Raw genomic sequence first — 16,217 nt, 5'->3', positions numbered from 1 at the left:
TCAATCCACTCCTTCTCTGAAGACGATCAGGGTAACGGTCGTTCCGCCATAGCAGTTCGCTTGCAAGTGGATTCCGCTCCGACTTCCAAAGCGCAATTGCAGGCGACGATGAACGTTCCACAGCGCATGATCCTCCAGCGCATGGGCGTCGCTGCGTTTATTCTCCCAGTCCTGCAATTGCTTGAGTGTCATCCCTTTGCCGTTATCCTCGATCTCGATCTTTAACGAATCCGGCTCTATGAACAAGCGAACGTTTACGAAACCGCCGGTCATCGTATTTTCATGGCCGTGTATGATTGCGTTTTCAAGAAACGGCTGAATGATGAGACGAGGAACCTCCCAATCGTCAGGCGATCCGGATACTTCGATCTGTAACTTAATCTTGCTGCCGAATCGAAGCTGTTGGATGGAACAGTAGGTTTTGCCGTGTTGGATTTCCTTCTCGAGAGGGATGAAGTCCGCTTTGTTCTGGGTGATAAACTTAAAGTAATCTCCTAAGTGCTCGGACATTTCGGATACGCCCACATAGTTTTCGTCTTGAGCCATCAGGTAAATAATATACAAACTATTGTGCAGAAAATGAGGATTTACTTGGGATTGCAGCTGTTTCAATTCCGCATTCTGACTCCGTTTGGACTGCTCGGCCACTTCCTGAATGAGGATTTTCAGCTTGCCCGCCATCGTATTGAATTTGCGGTACAAATAGTCGAATTCGTCATTGTTCCAATGCTGCAAATTAAGATCGAACTGGCCATTTTCCACCCTTTTGAATCCCAAAATTAATTTATGCAGCGGCTTATGAATAACTCGAAGTAAAGATAGAGACACGATAATGACGATAATAACGGAAATCAGCGACAGTATCCACAACCATTTTTTGAACGAATAGACGGGCTTAAGGATGTGGTTGTCCTCGACAATCGTAACGAAATCCCAATCGGAAAATTGGAACGATTCGATAAAACGCATGTATCGTTTGTCCCCGATTTTCAGTACGTTTCCTTCCATGGCAGTGCTTTGTTCCATGAATCGCACCTTCTCCATGCCGGTCTCCGCAGGGGAAACAATCATCTTCGCGTTAGCCGCATTGTCCCGAACGAGCAAAAACGAAGCTCCGTTTCCGACTTCGTTCGGATCGACGAGCTCGCGGCTAATGGCCGAAACGGACAATTCGATAATGAGCAAATATTGCGTTTTGGTCACGTGCGGGTAACCCAATACGGTGTAGATGCGATTATCCTTCATGTACAATCCGTTCTTGGAAATCGCGTTTGTACGGAAGTTGGCAAGCTCGACGGGATCCATAGGGGACAGACCTGTCGTCGATGAAAGACGCCGATCAATGTTAGGCATGATGACGAAAGCCTCTTTAATATATCGACTGGATTCGGAAAGTGTCAACATCTTGGAATGGAGGTCGTTAATCGCTTTGGTCAATTCATAGCTGCTTAAGGAATCGGGACGGATACTGATATCCTGTAAATCCGTGTCGTTCAGAAAGTTCGTCTGCAGTCTGAAGATACGGTTGAATTCCGAGTCCAAGGAGGTTACGAAGAAGGATGACTTCTGCTCCATTAAGTACAAGATTTGCTGGCGGATAATATTTTCGCCGGATTTATTCATCATGAAGCCGATGAGATAGATCGGGATAAAAATAAACAATAGCGTAAGGAGCAGCTTTAGGAAAATGCCGGAGCGGAACGGGGGGAGCGAAATGATATCCATGAACGGCCAGCCTCCTTTTTTTGTTCATCATACTGGGAAACGCTTGAAAGGACAATCGCGAAATTGTGTGCAACAGACTACAAAGAAATGCAAGATGTTACCCTTGAACGGCAGACCTGTCTACCGTAAAGTTTAGATACACTCGAGTGCAAACATCCGATAGGGGGACTTGAAATGAAGAGAAGCAAGACCGCTCGTTCCGTTTCATTGCTGTTGCTTGCATGTTTGATTGCTTCATTGTTAAGCGCTTGCAGCGACAATAACGAGGAGAAATCGGCGACAGCTGCTCCGTCTGCCTCGCAACCTTCGGGAAGCAATGAAGCAGCAGGGACGGAAACGGAGGAGGTCGTCGATCCGCTCGGTAAATATGAACCGGCTATTCAATTGTCGATTAGCCGCGCCGATGAGGGATTCAAGTTCGAGCCCGGGCAGTCGATAGACAAGAATCTCGTTTACGATTTTTATGAAAGCGATCTCGGCGTCAAGCTGACTAACGAATGGGTTGTTCCGAAGGAGCAGTACGAAGGCAAAGTAAACGTCGCTATTTCCTCCGGAAGCATCCCCGATCTGGTCATGGTTAACGGCACGCAATTGAAGAGCCTGATTGAAGCCGACATGATTGAGGATTTAACCGAAGCGATTGGGAAGTACGCAAGCGAGGCTACGCGCGAGAAATTGAATTCCGATGGCGGGTTGGCGCTTAATGCGGCATCGGTTGACGGGAAGATTTACGCAGTGCCCGCGATGACGCAAGGGTATTGGGAGTCGTCGATGATCTGGGTTCGCCAGGATTGGCTGGACAAGCTGGGACTGCAGCCGCCGAAAACGATGGACGATGTCATCAATATCGCGACCGCATTCGCGAAAAACGATCCTGACGGAAATAACGTCGACGATACGTATGGACTGGGATTAAGCAAGGAACTGGTATCCAGCTCGGGAGTGCAGTCCAACTTGTTCGGATTCATGAATAGTTACCATGCTTATCCCGGCAAATGGATTAAAGACGGGAGCGGCAATGCGGTATACGGGAGCGTCCAACCGGAAATGAGAGAGCCGCTCTTGAAGCTCGCCGAATTGTACAAAAGCGGAGTCATCGATAAGGAATTCGGCGTAAAGGACATCAGCAAAATGAAGGAAGCGATCATCGCCGGGAAATTAGGCTTGTTCTACAATATGTTCGCGGCTCCGTTCGACGGGATTAAGGATATGATCGTCAACAATCCGGACGCGGTCTTGAATGCGTACCCGATTGTTTCCTTCGACGATGCACCGGCCAAAACGTACCTTGGGCCGACAGCCATCAATTACTGGGTCGTCAAAAAGGGCTATAAAAATCCGGAAGTCGTCGTGAAGCTCGCTAACTTCTTCCAAGAGCATTGGCTTGTTCATCCTAAGCTTGAATACTCGACGAATCAGGAAACGGGCATCATGTACTCCCAATACTCGATTGTTGGATTCGATTCACCGATGGCGCACATTATCGAGCATGATGCGGTCAAAGCCGCCTTTGACGCGAATATTCAGCCGGACGAAAAGACGATGACCGCCAATGTTTTCGGCTATCTCCGAGGGATTTATCGTTATGCCGAGGATCCCAAGAACACGAAGGACCCGGAAGTCGCGACCAGTTGGATCTATTATCAAACATTCGGTACTCCTCATAGCGGGACGTCCGTTCTAAAGCACTATTTCGACAACGACTTGCTGACGCCTACGGCATTGAAGGTCGCGTCCACACCAACGATGACCGAAAAAATGTCTACTCTGATCAAGATGGAAAACGTCATGATGACCAAAATTATTCTCGGCGAAGTCGGGATTGAAGAATTCGATAAGTACGTTGCGAATTGGAAAAAACAAGGCGGAGATCAAATTACGCAGGAAGTGAACGAATAGTTAGCTGGCCGAAGGGAGGCTATTGCTTGCCGGTAGTCTTCCTCCCAAGCGAATTTCGGGGCCAGAAGGGATGTATTTATGAAATTCAGAATATTCAGAAAAAATTTTTCCTTTCACTTGATGCTGTTGCCGGGTATAGTTTTTGCGCTCATGTTCGCTTATGCGCCAATGGCCGGACTTGTCATTGCCTTTCAAAAGTTTATTCCCAATCGGGGTTTTTTTCAGTCGAAATGGGTCGGATGGGATAACTTCGTCTACATGATGAATATGCCCGATATTTACCAGGTGATCTACAATACCGTGTTCATCGCCCTTATGAAAATTATAGCGGGGCTTCTCGTACCGATTATCGTCGCCTTATTGCTGAATGAATTGAAAAACAAATACTTAACCAGATCGGTTCAGACGCTGATCTATTTGCCCCATTTTCTATCCTGGGTCATTCTCGGCGGTATTCTAATGGACATCCTTTCGATCGAGGGAGGCGTCGTTAATCGGCTCATCCAATTGATCGGCTTGGATCCGATTTTCTTTCTCGGAAGCAATCAGTGGTTCCCGTTTACGCTCGTGATATCGGATGTCTGGAAAGAGTTCGGGTTTGCTACGATCGTCTATTTGGCTGCGCTCACGGGGATAAATCCGGCTTTGTATGAGGCAGCGAATATCGATGGGGCAAGCCGCTGGAAACAGACGATCCACGTCACGCTTCCGGGAATGCTGCCCATCATCGTGTTGATGGGGGTGCTCAGCTTGGGCAATGTTCTGAATGCGGGCTTCGAGCAGGTGTTTATTTTATACAGCCCATCGGTATATGAATCCGGCGATATTATCGACACTATGCTCTATCGCGTCGGATTTTTGGATGCCCAGTACGGCGTGTCGACGGCAGTCGGACTTTTCAAATCGGTTATTAGCACAATTTTAATTACGACATCCTACTGGTTGGCTTATCGGTTCGCCAGCTATCGCATTTTCTGAGAGGGGGCGAGAAGGTGCACAAGAAAAAACGAAACTCCCTTAATAAGGTCGGGCTGGCAATCCCCATTGTTATGATTTTGTTGGCAATTCTGTGCATTCTGCCTTTTATTCATGTGTTGGCTTTTTCCCTAAGCAGTCCGGCAAAGGCCAATGCGGGTCTTGTTACCTTGTGGCCATTGGAGTTTAATTTGGACGCCTATCGTTACATCATGAAAGAGCCGAAGTTTATAGCTTCGTTCTGGGTTTCGATACAGCGGGCTGTGCTTGGCGTATCGCTAGGTTGCTTGTTAACCGTAATAACCGCCTATCCGCTTTCGAAGGAAACGCGAAGCTTTCGCACCAGAACCGCGTACGTATGGTTTTTTGTCGTCACGATGCTTTTTAGCGGCGGACTTGTTCCTACTTATATTATCGTGAAAACCTACGGGCTGATCGATTCGCTAGGGGCGCTTATTTTTCCTGCGGCACTCAACGTTTTTTTCGTTACGCTGATGCTGAACTTCTTTCGCGGTCTGCCTCTCGAACTGGAGGAATCCGCTGTCGTGGACGGGGCCGGTCAATGGCGGATTCTGTTTCGGATCTATGTGCCGTTGTCGTTGCCTTCCTTGGCGACGATCGCCTTGTTTACGATTGTCTTTCACTGGAACAGCTGGTTCGATGGGCTCATCTATATGAATAAATCGAGTCATTATCCGCTGCAAACTTACTTGCAAACGATCGTGACGAATCCGGACATGAGCAGGGTGGCGAATATCGGAGAAGTATTGGCGGTATCTTCGAGAACGGTAAAAACGGCTCAATTGTTTGTCGGCATGCTCCCGGTAATTATTGTTTACCCGTTTCTGCAGCGTTATTTCGTAAAAGGCATGGTCATTGGCAGCGTGAAAGGATAAGGAGTGGTAGTAGATGAGTACGCATGCGAACAGGCTGCAAGTCGGCAGCAGCCGAATCGATATAACGCCGGGGAAGGACGTTATTCTGGGAGGCGCCACGATCAGCGGTAAAATATATGTGGATTATATTAAAGACCCGCTTTACGTCAAGACGGTCGTCATTGCCGAAGGGAACCGCAAGCTATGTATTATCGCGTTGGATCTATTGATGATTATTCGCAGGTACGTGGAGGAAATCCGCGACGAGCTGGAGCGAAGATGGGGCTTCGACCGGGATGCGGTCTTGCTTCACGCGACGCAAAATCATAAAGCCCCTTCCCTTGGGCACTTCAAGATTAGCGAGGAATATACGGAGATTCCGGAAGAATTCGATTGGCTCAGAGGGGGAGACGAAGGCTACCATTCCTTCGCCGTAAGCCGGATTATCGCTTCCGTCGAACAGGCCATTGAAGCGATGGAGCCAGTCAAGATCGGGGTATCCAGCGCAGTGGAGGGCAGACTCGCTTTTAATCGCCGGATGATTATGAAGGACGGTTCAATTGGGATGCCGGGTGCGGCGGGGCCGGCCGATTTGTTATCCCGCTGCCTGGAAGGTCCGATGGACCCGGAATTGGGCGTCGTCAGTTTCCAGTCGCAATCGGGTCAACCCGCTGCCTTATTGCTCAGTTATACTTGCCATCCCGTACATCAGCTTGGAGAGTTTTTCATTTCGGCCGATTGGCCGGGCGCATGGTCGGACGGCCTGCAAAAAAACTACGGCGATTCCTGCGTTCCGCTTGTACTTAACGGAGCTTGCGGAAACATCAATCCGTGGGATCCTTACGCCGATGCACCGAACAACGATGCAAGGATAATGGGAGAGCGGTTGGCGCAGAAGACGCTGCAGGTGATGAATAGAATGCGCTACCAGGATCAAGTGGTTTTGGATTGGCGCGTTCATGTCATCGACATTCCCTTGAGGCAGCTAAACGATGTAGAAGTAGAAGCGGCTAAGCGATATATTGCCGAGCATCCGACTCCGCGCGCGATTGACGAAATTTTCGTCGACGATCGATGGGTGTACGCATCCGGATTGCTGGATCTGCACGAGCAGTATAAGCGCAACCCGCTATACCATTATGAAATCCAAGTGCTTCGAATCGGGGATGCCGCGTTCGTCGGTTTACCGGGCGAGCCGTTCGCCGAAGGCGGGATGCAGATTAAGCTGGATTCTCCTGCTGAATTCACGTATATCGTGCATAATACCCAATTTGCCGGCTACATTCCCACGAGTCAGGCATTCGAACGTGGCGGTTACGAAGTCAATACGGCTAATTGGTCCAAGTTCGCGCCTGAAGCATGGGAGATGATCGCGTCGGAGGCTGTGCGCATTTTGCAATCCTTGTTTGTCAAAAATCCAATCGAACGCGCTTCTATAGATGCGAATTTTTAATAGAAGAAACTGATGGCTTGGATTGGCACATCTTAGGCTGTCCCATAAGCGGAATTGCTTGAAATGGGGCAGCCTCTTCCTTATGAAGATCGAAAGCTTAGGTTGAAATCTTGGAAACATAAATAAGCGGAGGTGTTTGGGTTGTTCAAAAAATGGATATCCACATTAACAGCTCTAGTTCTAATTGTTTCAACATTTAATGTAATGGCGGTTCCCGCTGTATCTTACGCGGAAGAAAGCCCGTTTGAGTACGTAGGGCAGGATTCGTTGTTTTATACATACGATACGCCGGATACTCTATTCGGTGTAGCAGATGAAACGGCATCAGACGGTTTGACTGCGAAAAAATTCATTAAAGCGGTAAATACGTGGGATTTTCAACTGCGCATGACGAACGGAATATTTACCAACGACAAATTCGGCAATGCAACCGGAGTGTCGCCTTTCGTTCCAGGAAAGGCGTATGACCTTTATGCAAGGGTGAAAGTGGAGTTTAACAATGAAAATGCCCCGGGCTACGCTTTTTCTGTCGGCGTATATTCCATATCCCAGAACAACTTCCCGCTTCCCGGAATTCGCGTTCCATTATCCCAGTTGAATTCGAATGAATGGGCCGATATTAAGGTGGGCACCTACATCCCCTCTTTGAACGGGATGGATACCGTTTATCTGTATTCCGCCGACGGAATGGAAAATATCCTTTCGGCTATTTCTGTTGACAAGTTTTATTATTTGGAGGCGCCGGACGATGTTCCGGCCATCAATCTGGGCTGGGAGTTCCAGACCTCACCGGTATCGCATTCGGGAGAAACATTATCGATCCCCGTTACGACCGTTAACATCGCAGATGAAGAGCCGTTGGATGTGAAAATAACAAATAGCAATGGCGAGCAGCAAAGCTTTGAAGTTCGATCCAATATCGTTCGCGGAAATCAAGCGAATATTAAGATCATTGTTCCTCAGCGCACCAAAGGCGGGATTTACACCGTCGAAGCCAGCTATCGGAATGCCGCGACCGGCAGAGCGGCCTTTGAAGTCACGAACGCTCCTTTAATCATGATCGACAATGTACAAGGAACGCCCGTTTCTTACAATGGCGGCACATTAAATGTAAGCGCAACCACTCTGAATATCGAAGATTCGGAGACGGTAGTCGCGCAAGTTTACGATGCGAATGGAAATGACGTGACCCAAACTTCAGGCATCGCATTCACCGGGAACTTCGTTTCAGGGAATGCCGTGCAAATGGCTGTTCAAATTCCGCCGTTCACGGAAGCCGGCACATACACCCTCCAAGTGGCTTATGGGAGCACGACTCATCAAGGAACTTTTGTTGTACAGCATGCCCCTGTAATTTCCGTCGAGACAATAACCGGAGACCCCGTCGCCGCTGCAATCGGCGGAGCAGTCGTCATCCCTGTGACTACGCACAATATCGCGGATAATGAAAGCGTTATCGTCGTTATTCGAAATGAACAGGGGCAAGAACAAAGCTTCTCGATAACGGGGACTACAGTTGTTTCCGGTCAGGCGAATATTCAGGTGGAAATCCCGCCTGCAACATCGGATGGCAACTATACCGCGGAAATTAAATACGCGAATATCCCGTCCAGCACGATTGCATTTACCGTGACGGAAGTCCCTTATCTTAAAGTGGGCGAAGTTAGGAACAGCCCAATCTCTAACAAGGGCGGGGAAATCCGTTTATCCGTTTCTTCTGCCAACATCGCCGATGGATCCGTATTGGCCGTAACGATTAAAGATCAGGAAGAAGCCGATGTGACAGAGACTTTATCGTTTGCCGTCTCGGGAAATACGATCGAGGCTAATGCGGCCCAGGTCGCGATCCTAGTTCCGAACGGCACGCCGGAAGGCGTCTATACGATCGAACTGGAAGCTTCGGACGGCGCGAAAACCGAAACGAGCTTTGCCGTGCAGGGGATCCCCGCAGCCGTAATGCTGCCGATTACGGGAAACCCAATGTCTTATTCCGGAGGAGCTCTGGTGATTCCGATCGCGACGACGAATATCGGGGATAACGAAGATTTGTCGATTACTGTTATCGATAGCACCGGAGCGGATCGGACTTCCCAGTTCGCGATTACGGGCAATAAGGTGGTCGCGAATCAAGCGAACATCAAGGTTGTCGTGCCGGAAACAAATGCCGCGCAAGATATCGTTTACACGATAAACATCCATTATGACGGCTCCCAACTGAACAGTTCCCAGTTTCGCGTAAGGGCTCGTCCCCTCGGCGTCACCGGCGACTTCACTATTGAAGATAGTAGCTTTCAATACGGCAATAACGCCGCAAGCGCAACTGACGGGACGGCCTCGGATGGATTCTCGGCAACGATGGCAGGAGATAGCGCAAGCAGGGATATCGTATATAGGGATTGGGACTTCAGTATGCTTAAGCATGCTGCCCCGTACGATGTTTATTTCAAGCTGAAAATCGACCGCGGCACAAGCACCGGCGGCGGTGTCGTCAAAATCGGCGTCTATGACTCCACTCAACAAAAGGATTTGATCCCGTCCCGAACGATCGACGTGTCCGATACAACGGAGGGTCAGTGGGGAGAGTTCAGAGTAGGGACGATAAATCCGAATTACGGCGTCAATCGGCTTGAGTTCTACGTGGAAGGACTGGGAAATAGCGGGGTCTCCGGTATTTATGTGGATCGTATCGTGTTAAAAGAAGTCGTACTCTATGTGATCCAGAATGACGGGTTTACGCTCGGCGCCAACGCTTCGAATATTCCCGACGGATTAACCCCCGATAACAGGGCTACGAGAGTAATGAACGGGGTGAACGAAGATGCGCCTTCTTTGGAAATCCCGATCGATGGAAGCAGCTTCGTTGCCGGCGATTATACGTTGCAATTGCTGGTGAACCCCGACCGCGTACCTGGCTCGGATTGGGATCTTGCCGTCGGGGATGTCATGGGCGTCTCCTTGCATGATGCGACGACAGGCCAAGCGTTGATGGCCAAGAAAATCTATAGCACGGCGCAGGCCCCTTTTACGATGAAGCTTGAATACTACGGAGGAGGAGGGGTTTTGCTGCCGATTACGATCGATCCTTCCCATGAATATCTCGTCAAAGTTTATTCGACTTCCAATGCGGCGAACTTTCCTTCATTTCGAGTAGACAGCGCAACGCTGACAAGAAAGCTTCCGGAAATCTATTACGATCCGAACAAGTACAACAATGTGTACCCTTACAAAATTTCGCCGGCCAATCAAGATGGCATTAACGATACGGCCACCATTTATTACAGCATCCACGGGTTGTATGAGCCTGGGAAAACCATTGATGTTAAGGTTTATGACGATCAAGGAAACACGATTAAGAAGATTGTAGAGGCTAGGGCGGATTGGACGTACGCGAAAGAGCAGTGGGACGGCACCAACGATCAGGGCCACAGGGTGGCTAACGGACTTTATACGATCGAAGTGAAACGGTCGGACGGTCGAATCTTTATGAGGAAAAACGTTCAGGTCATAAGCGGCGTGCAACTGACGAAAGCAGCTGTGAATCCCGCGCTCGACGACTATCCTAAAGGCGTCTGGTATGAAGCTTGGAATATTCCGTATATCCCGGCGGATGCCGCCGCCTATTTGGATCGAACGTTTGCGGATTTAGTAGAAGCGGGAGTCGACACTGTATTTCTCGCAAACTGGCTCAAAAAGCCGGATATCTACGAGATCACGTTGGAAAAGGCGGCGGAATACGGACTTAAGCTAATCGGTTTACCAGACTCGCATGAGCTGTTCAAGTTCTGGGAGGGTTACCACTACGATTCGGAAGCGATGTACGGAAACGATGAAGTTGCGATGTACGAAGCATTGGAAAAACACGCTAACAAAGCGTTGCAATCCGAACATGCGGACCAACTGATCGGCTACCTTTTGTTCGACGAGCCGCGAAGTATGTATGTCCGTAACAAGGAACGATTCAGGGACAATCTGTCCGTGATGAGAAGGATGCTGGAAAGCATAGATCCGGAACGGTTTACGGTTATCGATTATGCGATGCCCGAGGATGCGGAATATTTCTATCCTTCCAACCTGACTCAGGCGATGAGTCTGGATCTGTATCCCGCTGCCAGTCCTTATCCTACACCGGGCAATTTCAAGCATATTGGAGCATACCCGAATGCTTCCTATGAAGAGAGCCTGGATGTATCGACTTTACAAATCCGCAAAAATCTAACGAACAATGCGCCGGTTTGGATGATTTTGCAAGCGTTTGGAGACGGAGGCGTGTTCAGGGATCCAACGCCTGCGGAAGTCAGGGCGATGACCTACGAAGCGATTGGCAGAGGCGCAAGAGGATTTACTTATTTTATGTACCAATCGACGATTCTCTGGAAAGGGATGGTCGACTACGACTATACGCGACGACCGGAAGATTACGATACGATCAAGCAATTGCTTGGCGAAGTCGAAGCGCTGAAACCGACTATCCTCGATATGCGCAGAATCGCTAACGTCGCTACGACAACGGGCGGCGGGGGCGGGGCGACAGTTCAGCCGTTCGATCCGGGATACCCGAGCGCCGACGTGACGACTCATGAGAGCGTAAGCACCCCGAACAAGTATATCGTGGTCGTCAACCATAACGCGGAGTCCGAGGATAACGTGACGATTGCCATCGATCGCAAGAAGCTCGGAATGAATGTCAAGTCGATCTTAGAAGTGAGCAAATCGGACGGCAGCGAATCGGAAGTCGAATTTCGGACGACGGCGGACAGTTACATTCTGTCCGATGTGAATTTTGCGGCCGGCGACGGAAAAATATTCAAGCTCGTCAGAAACGGGGAACAGATTGTCAAAGAGGTTCAGGACCAGCTTTTCGGAACATGGGCATCCGGCAGCAGCAAAGGCGTGGCCGACTATTCTGCGTCCGACGGCACAACGGCCATGAAGGTTATCGGCGATAGCAATTCTCCGATGGACTTCTACAGCTATACGAGCGATGCGAATCTTACCCTAGGTCAAACTTACGATGTGTATGCAAGAGTTAAGGTCAATTACACAACGGCGTTAATGGCCGATGTGGTCAACGGGCCGTCCTTTCCGAAGCCCGAGGGGGATGCCTTTACCGTAGGTATGGATTATGGCGCAGGCGGTACGATCCTGTCTCCGACAATCGTTCCCGCGAGCAGCATGGAAAACATGTTTTGGACGGACGTAAAAGTTGGACAATTCACGGCAACGGCGGATAATATCGCTGAACAAGCCGTGTACGCTTATGTGTCTCCCGCGAACAACAAGACGAATATCGAATCCATTTACGTTGATAGCTTCTACTTCGTTGAAGCGGGAGAACAGGTATCTATCGAGCTGGGCGAGCCGATTCCCCAGGCTTTAGTTAAGGGCACTGCGGGTACCGTTACGATTCCGATTACGACCGCCGGCATCGTGGCGGGTGAAAGCTTGTCGGTGGCCGTAAAAAACAGCTCCGGCAGCGTACAAAGCTTTACCCTATCGGGAGGGACAGTAGACTCCAATAAATCGACCGTGTCGATCTCCGTCCCGGCCTCAGCCGATAAAGGAGCGTATAACGTCGAGGTTAGTTACGGCCAAACGAAGGGAACGGCAATGTTTCAGGTTACGGAAAATGAACCGGAACCAGAGACTAGGCCGGGTACTTCATCTCCTATTCCTAATGAGAAGGACATCGACAAAGAAGTTAAAGGCGCCCTCAGTCTGAAAGCTTCGCTTTCGCCTCAGAAGCTGAAGGAATTGCTCGCAGCCGCTAAGCCGAATGAGAACGGGACTGTCGACCTTGTGTTGGACTATACCAATAATGAAACGATGAAGGAGATTCAAGTAACCCTAACGGACATCACTGAATGGCTATCCAATTCGGATAAACTGGCAAGCCTATCAATAAGGACCGACTTTGGTTCGCTAAAGGTCAATAGAGAATCGATTCGGAAGCTAGCAACGAGTTCTGCCGATCGAATCGCTTTTGTCATTCGGAAAGGGAGCTTTATCATCGAATGTCTGGTCAATGATAAACCAATGGATTGGAAGGACGAGGAGTACCCTCTAGAAGTCGAATTGAACTGGGCTCTCAAGCCGGGAGAGAACGGCGATTACGTCGTTGCATATCGCAAGAGTGGCGAGACAATCAGCTTGATTCCCCAAAGTCAGTACGCAAATGGCAAAATGATGTTCCGGACCGCGCAAAGCGGAACTTTCGATGTCCTGTATCGGGAGAAGGTTTTTGCGGATGCGAAAGGCCATTGGTCCGAGCGAGCGGTGAAATATATGGCAGCGCGGGATGTCATTAAAGGCAAGGGGAATAACACTTTCTCGCCGGAGGCCACGACCACTCGCGCGGATTTCGTAACGATGTTCATTCGTATATTGGGGCTGAGCGGCACGGAGACGGATTCTTTCAGCGACGTGAGCAAGGGCGATTACTACGCTGAAGAGGTGGCAATAGCCAAGTCGTTACAGCTCATAAATGGCACCGGACAAAACGAATTCAAACCGAAAGATCAAATCACCCGGCAGGAAATGTTCACCATTGCTGAACGCGCATTGAGAAAGCTGGAGCTGTTGAACGATAAATCGGGCAATGCCGATCTCAGCTCCTTTAAGGATGCCGATGCAATATCCGGTTATGCTCGGGATAGTATTTCGGCTTTGTATGAGATGGGGATGGTTAACGGAACGCAAGGTCGTTTATATCCTGCAAAGTATGCAACGAGAGCAGAAGCAGCGCAGTTTCTCATGAATGTGCTTGTAGAAATAACCCAAAGGGATTAGCTTACCACATATTTAGTCGAAGGGGACGCGAATAGGAGCGTCCTCTTCGCCAGGAGGCATCACGGCATGCAAAATGAAAGGGTATACGCGGAAACCCATCGGAAGAGGGTTATCGTCGTCGATGGCCAATCCTCAGCGGCCATTGTCGTTACAGACGATTCCGATCAACAGACCTTGGACGCAGCGAAAAAATTGAGCGAATATGTGGAGAGAGCAACCGGGGCTAAGCTGTCAATCGGGACTAGCGAACGTGCGAACTCGGAAATTCATATCCATGTAGGCACTTATCCGACAGAAGATGCGGATAGGCTGGGAAAACTTCTGCAGGCGATGAATGATGGCGACGGTTACGTGATCGACGTTCGCGAGGATGGGAGGAGCCTGTCGATCGTCGGACCGACCAGCTGGGGAACCGAATTTGGCGTCATCGAGTTTCTGGAGCGTTATGTCGGCGTACGTTGGCTGATGCCGGGTCCGGACGGAGTTGACGTTCCGCAATCGACGATGCTGTCCGTTCCGTTCGGCACGGTATCGGAAGAGCCTGCTACGATCTCGCGGCATTTTTTTGGAATGGAACGCCCGGTGGAGTGGACGGAATGGACGAAGAACAATCGCATGCATGACAAGATTCAATTTCATCACAATCTGATGAATTTGTTCGATACGAACAAGTTCCGCGATCATCCGGAATACTATCCGAACAATACAGTGCCCGCACAGCACGATCACTGGCAGCCTTGCTTTAATGACGCCACCGCTGCAGTTGCCATCAACGAAATTATCGCTTTTTTTGATGCGCATCCGGAAGAAATATCCTATTCCTTGGGAATTAACGATTATCCGAATTTTTGCGAGCTGGATCCGCGCAGCCCCAACTACACCGGCGGAGGATTAAACTCGTTGGGTCTGCCGAATATGTCGGACGTGTATTACCCTTGGGTCAACAAAGTGGCGGAGGGCGTGCTTGCGGTACACCCCGATAAATACTTCGGTTTGCTGGCGTACGCGTGGGTATATGACGTGCCGACTAATCTACGATTAAATCCGAGAGTTATCCCCTATATTACGGATGATCGCATGACTTGGAACGATCGGGACCTCGGCGACACTGGAATGCGGCATACGCAGCTTTGGCAACAGCACGCGACGCAACTGGGCTGGTATGAATATCTGTACGGCTCGCCGTATGCGCTGCCGCGCGTCTATCCCCATGTCATGGCGGAAAATTACAAGTATGCGCAACATCATAACGTGACTGCCCATGCCGCGGAGTTGTACCCGAATTTCGGTGAAGGTCCGAAGCCGTGGGTATCGGCGAAGCTGCAGTGGAATCCCGATTTGGACGTCGACGAGCTGTTGACTGAATGGTACGTACGGGCGGTTGGGGACGAAGCGGCTCCCTATCTAAAGTCTTACTACGAGCTATATGAAAAGTTCTGGACGATGCGAATATGGGAAACCTCGTGGTATGCGACCTGGAAGGGGCAAACGAGAAGACATACCTTTTTGGATTTCTTAAGTCCAAGCTATCTCAGAAATATAACGAAGGAAGAACTTGTCGAGAGTCGCGATTTGCTGGAGCAGGTCGTCTTAAAGACGCATACCGATCGACAGAAAAAACGCGCCAGACTCTTATTGCGAGCCTTCGAGTATTATGAAATTTCGGCACTCAGTTTTCCTTCTGAAGAGGCGGTAAATCCGCCGCGGAGCGAAGAAGAGGCGCTCGTTCTGATAGAGAACAGCGTACATAACATAGGGCTAGCCGATCAAAGACGACGATTGCTTGCTGAATTCGACGGCGATCTTATGCTGAGACAACCGCTTGCGACGACATCTTGGAACGGGCTGTCGAGCGGGGCTTTCGGGGGGCTGGAAGATTGGTTGAAGAAGGAAGCCGCGGGCGGTGCGGTAAGAATGCGTTTGACCGAGATCGTGGCGACAACCGAGACGGAGCTCGTAAGAGATTTGTTCGCCGTATTGATTGATTCCGGAGACAAAGAGAATTTGCTTAGAAGCGCGAGCTTCGAAGACGGGGAGTATACGGAAGGAGACTGGTCGTACGAGAAAGATAATGAATCTGCTACTTGCATAGAGCGCTCAAATGAACAATCGCGTTCCGGCCAATATGGCATGAAAATAAAAGGGGCATATCCTAACGGCGGCGCTGCCCAGAATATCCCGCTTACCGGAGGCAGATATGCCGCCATCGTCTATTATTACGTGCCCTTAGATTCGCAAACGCGCGGAGAGATCGGTTTTTACCACTACATCCGGTCGGAAAGCAAAGAAATGCTAGGCGTTGCGATATCCGATCGCAAGAGGCTTGATCAGACGAAAGGGCGCTGGGCCAGCTTGGAATTTATTTTTGAAATTAACGATTACGTTGGAACAGTGAATCCGCTTAAAGTGGAAAATCTATTATTTTTTATCGTCGTCTGGAACCAAGAACCTGAAGATGTCGTTTATTTGGATGATTTCGCTTTGTACAAATTGGAATAGATCAT

At 49.6% G+C, this 16,217-nt stretch carries 7 protein-coding genes; 6 read left to right on the top strand and 1 reads right to left on the bottom strand.

All coding sequences use genetic code 11. From position 1 onward, the window contains the following. Entirely contained in the window at positions 1-1,725 is a 1,725-nt protein-coding gene (locus DFP98_RS29890; protein WP_116064299.1) for a sensor histidine kinase, read from the bottom strand. A 174-nt stretch (positions 1,726-1,899) separates the two neighbouring features. Here DFP98_RS29890 and DFP98_RS29885 point away from each other — a divergent pair, with 174 nt between their 5' ends. From DFP98_RS29885 to DFP98_RS29860, 6 genes are all read left to right on the top strand, one after another. Then, complete coding sequence (locus DFP98_RS29885; protein ID WP_116064298.1) at positions 1,900-3,624, top strand: extracellular solute-binding protein; 1,725 nt, start codon at positions 1,900-1,902, stop codon at positions 3,622-3,624. A gap of 78 nt (positions 3,625-3,702) precedes the next feature. Next, positions 3,703-4,602: an ABC transporter permease gene (locus DFP98_RS29880; protein ID WP_116064297.1), complete on the top strand. Its 900-nt coding sequence runs from the start codon at positions 3,703-3,705 to the stop codon at positions 4,600-4,602. A 71-nt stretch (positions 4,603-4,673) separates the two neighbouring features. Next, positions 4,674-5,495, top strand: a complete 822-nt coding sequence (locus DFP98_RS29875; protein ID WP_116064333.1) for a carbohydrate ABC transporter permease — start codon at positions 4,674-4,676, stop codon at positions 5,493-5,495. 13 nt (positions 5,496-5,508) lie between these two features. Beyond that, positions 5,509-6,927: a hypothetical protein gene (locus DFP98_RS29870; RefSeq protein WP_116064296.1), complete on the top strand. Its 1,419-nt coding sequence runs from the start codon at positions 5,509-5,511 to the stop codon at positions 6,925-6,927. A 141-nt stretch (positions 6,928-7,068) separates the two neighbouring features. After that, positions 7,069-13,713: an S-layer homology domain-containing protein gene (locus DFP98_RS29865; protein WP_116064295.1), complete on the top strand. Its 6,645-nt coding sequence runs from the start codon at positions 7,069-7,071 to the stop codon at positions 13,711-13,713. Between the two features lie 66 nt (positions 13,714-13,779). Continuing rightward, the gene (locus DFP98_RS29860) at positions 13,780-16,212 is read left to right on the top strand and encodes a DUF4838 domain-containing protein (RefSeq protein ID WP_116064294.1); all 2,433 of its coding nucleotides are present in this window, start codon (positions 13,780-13,782) and stop codon (positions 16,210-16,212) included. Positions 16,213-16,217 lie beyond the last annotated feature (5 nt).

The sequence above is a fragment of the Cohnella phaseoli genome, from assembly GCF_003386235.1.
Lineage (GTDB): Bacteria > Bacillota > Bacilli > Paenibacillales > Paenibacillaceae > Cohnella > Cohnella phaseoli.
Note: the sequence above shows the minus strand (reverse complement) of the source record. Positions and strands in the feature narration are given on the sequence as shown.

What these genes read in the sequence shown, in the direction of transcription:
- DFP98_RS29885 (WP_116064298.1), top strand. Translation starts at nt 1,900, where the DNA reads ATGAAGAGAAGCAAGACCGCTCGTTCCGTTTCATTGCTGTTGCTTGCA.
- DFP98_RS29870 (WP_116064296.1), top strand. Translation starts at nt 5,509, where the DNA reads ATGAGTACGCATGCGAACAGGCTGCAAGTCGGCAGCAGCCGAATCGAT.
- DFP98_RS29860 (WP_116064294.1), top strand. Translation starts at nt 13,780, where the DNA reads ATGCAAAATGAAAGGGTATACGCGGAAACCCATCGGAAGAGGGTTATC.
- DFP98_RS29875 (WP_116064333.1), top strand. Translation starts at nt 4,674, where the DNA reads ATGATTTTGTTGGCAATTCTGTGCATTCTGCCTTTTATTCATGTGTTG.
- DFP98_RS29880 (WP_116064297.1), top strand. Translation starts at nt 3,703, where the DNA reads ATGAAATTCAGAATATTCAGAAAAAATTTTTCCTTTCACTTGATGCTG.
- DFP98_RS29890 (WP_116064299.1), bottom strand. Translation starts at nt 1,725, where the DNA reads ATGGATATCATTTCGCTCCCCCCGTTCCGCTCCGGCATTTTCCTAAAG.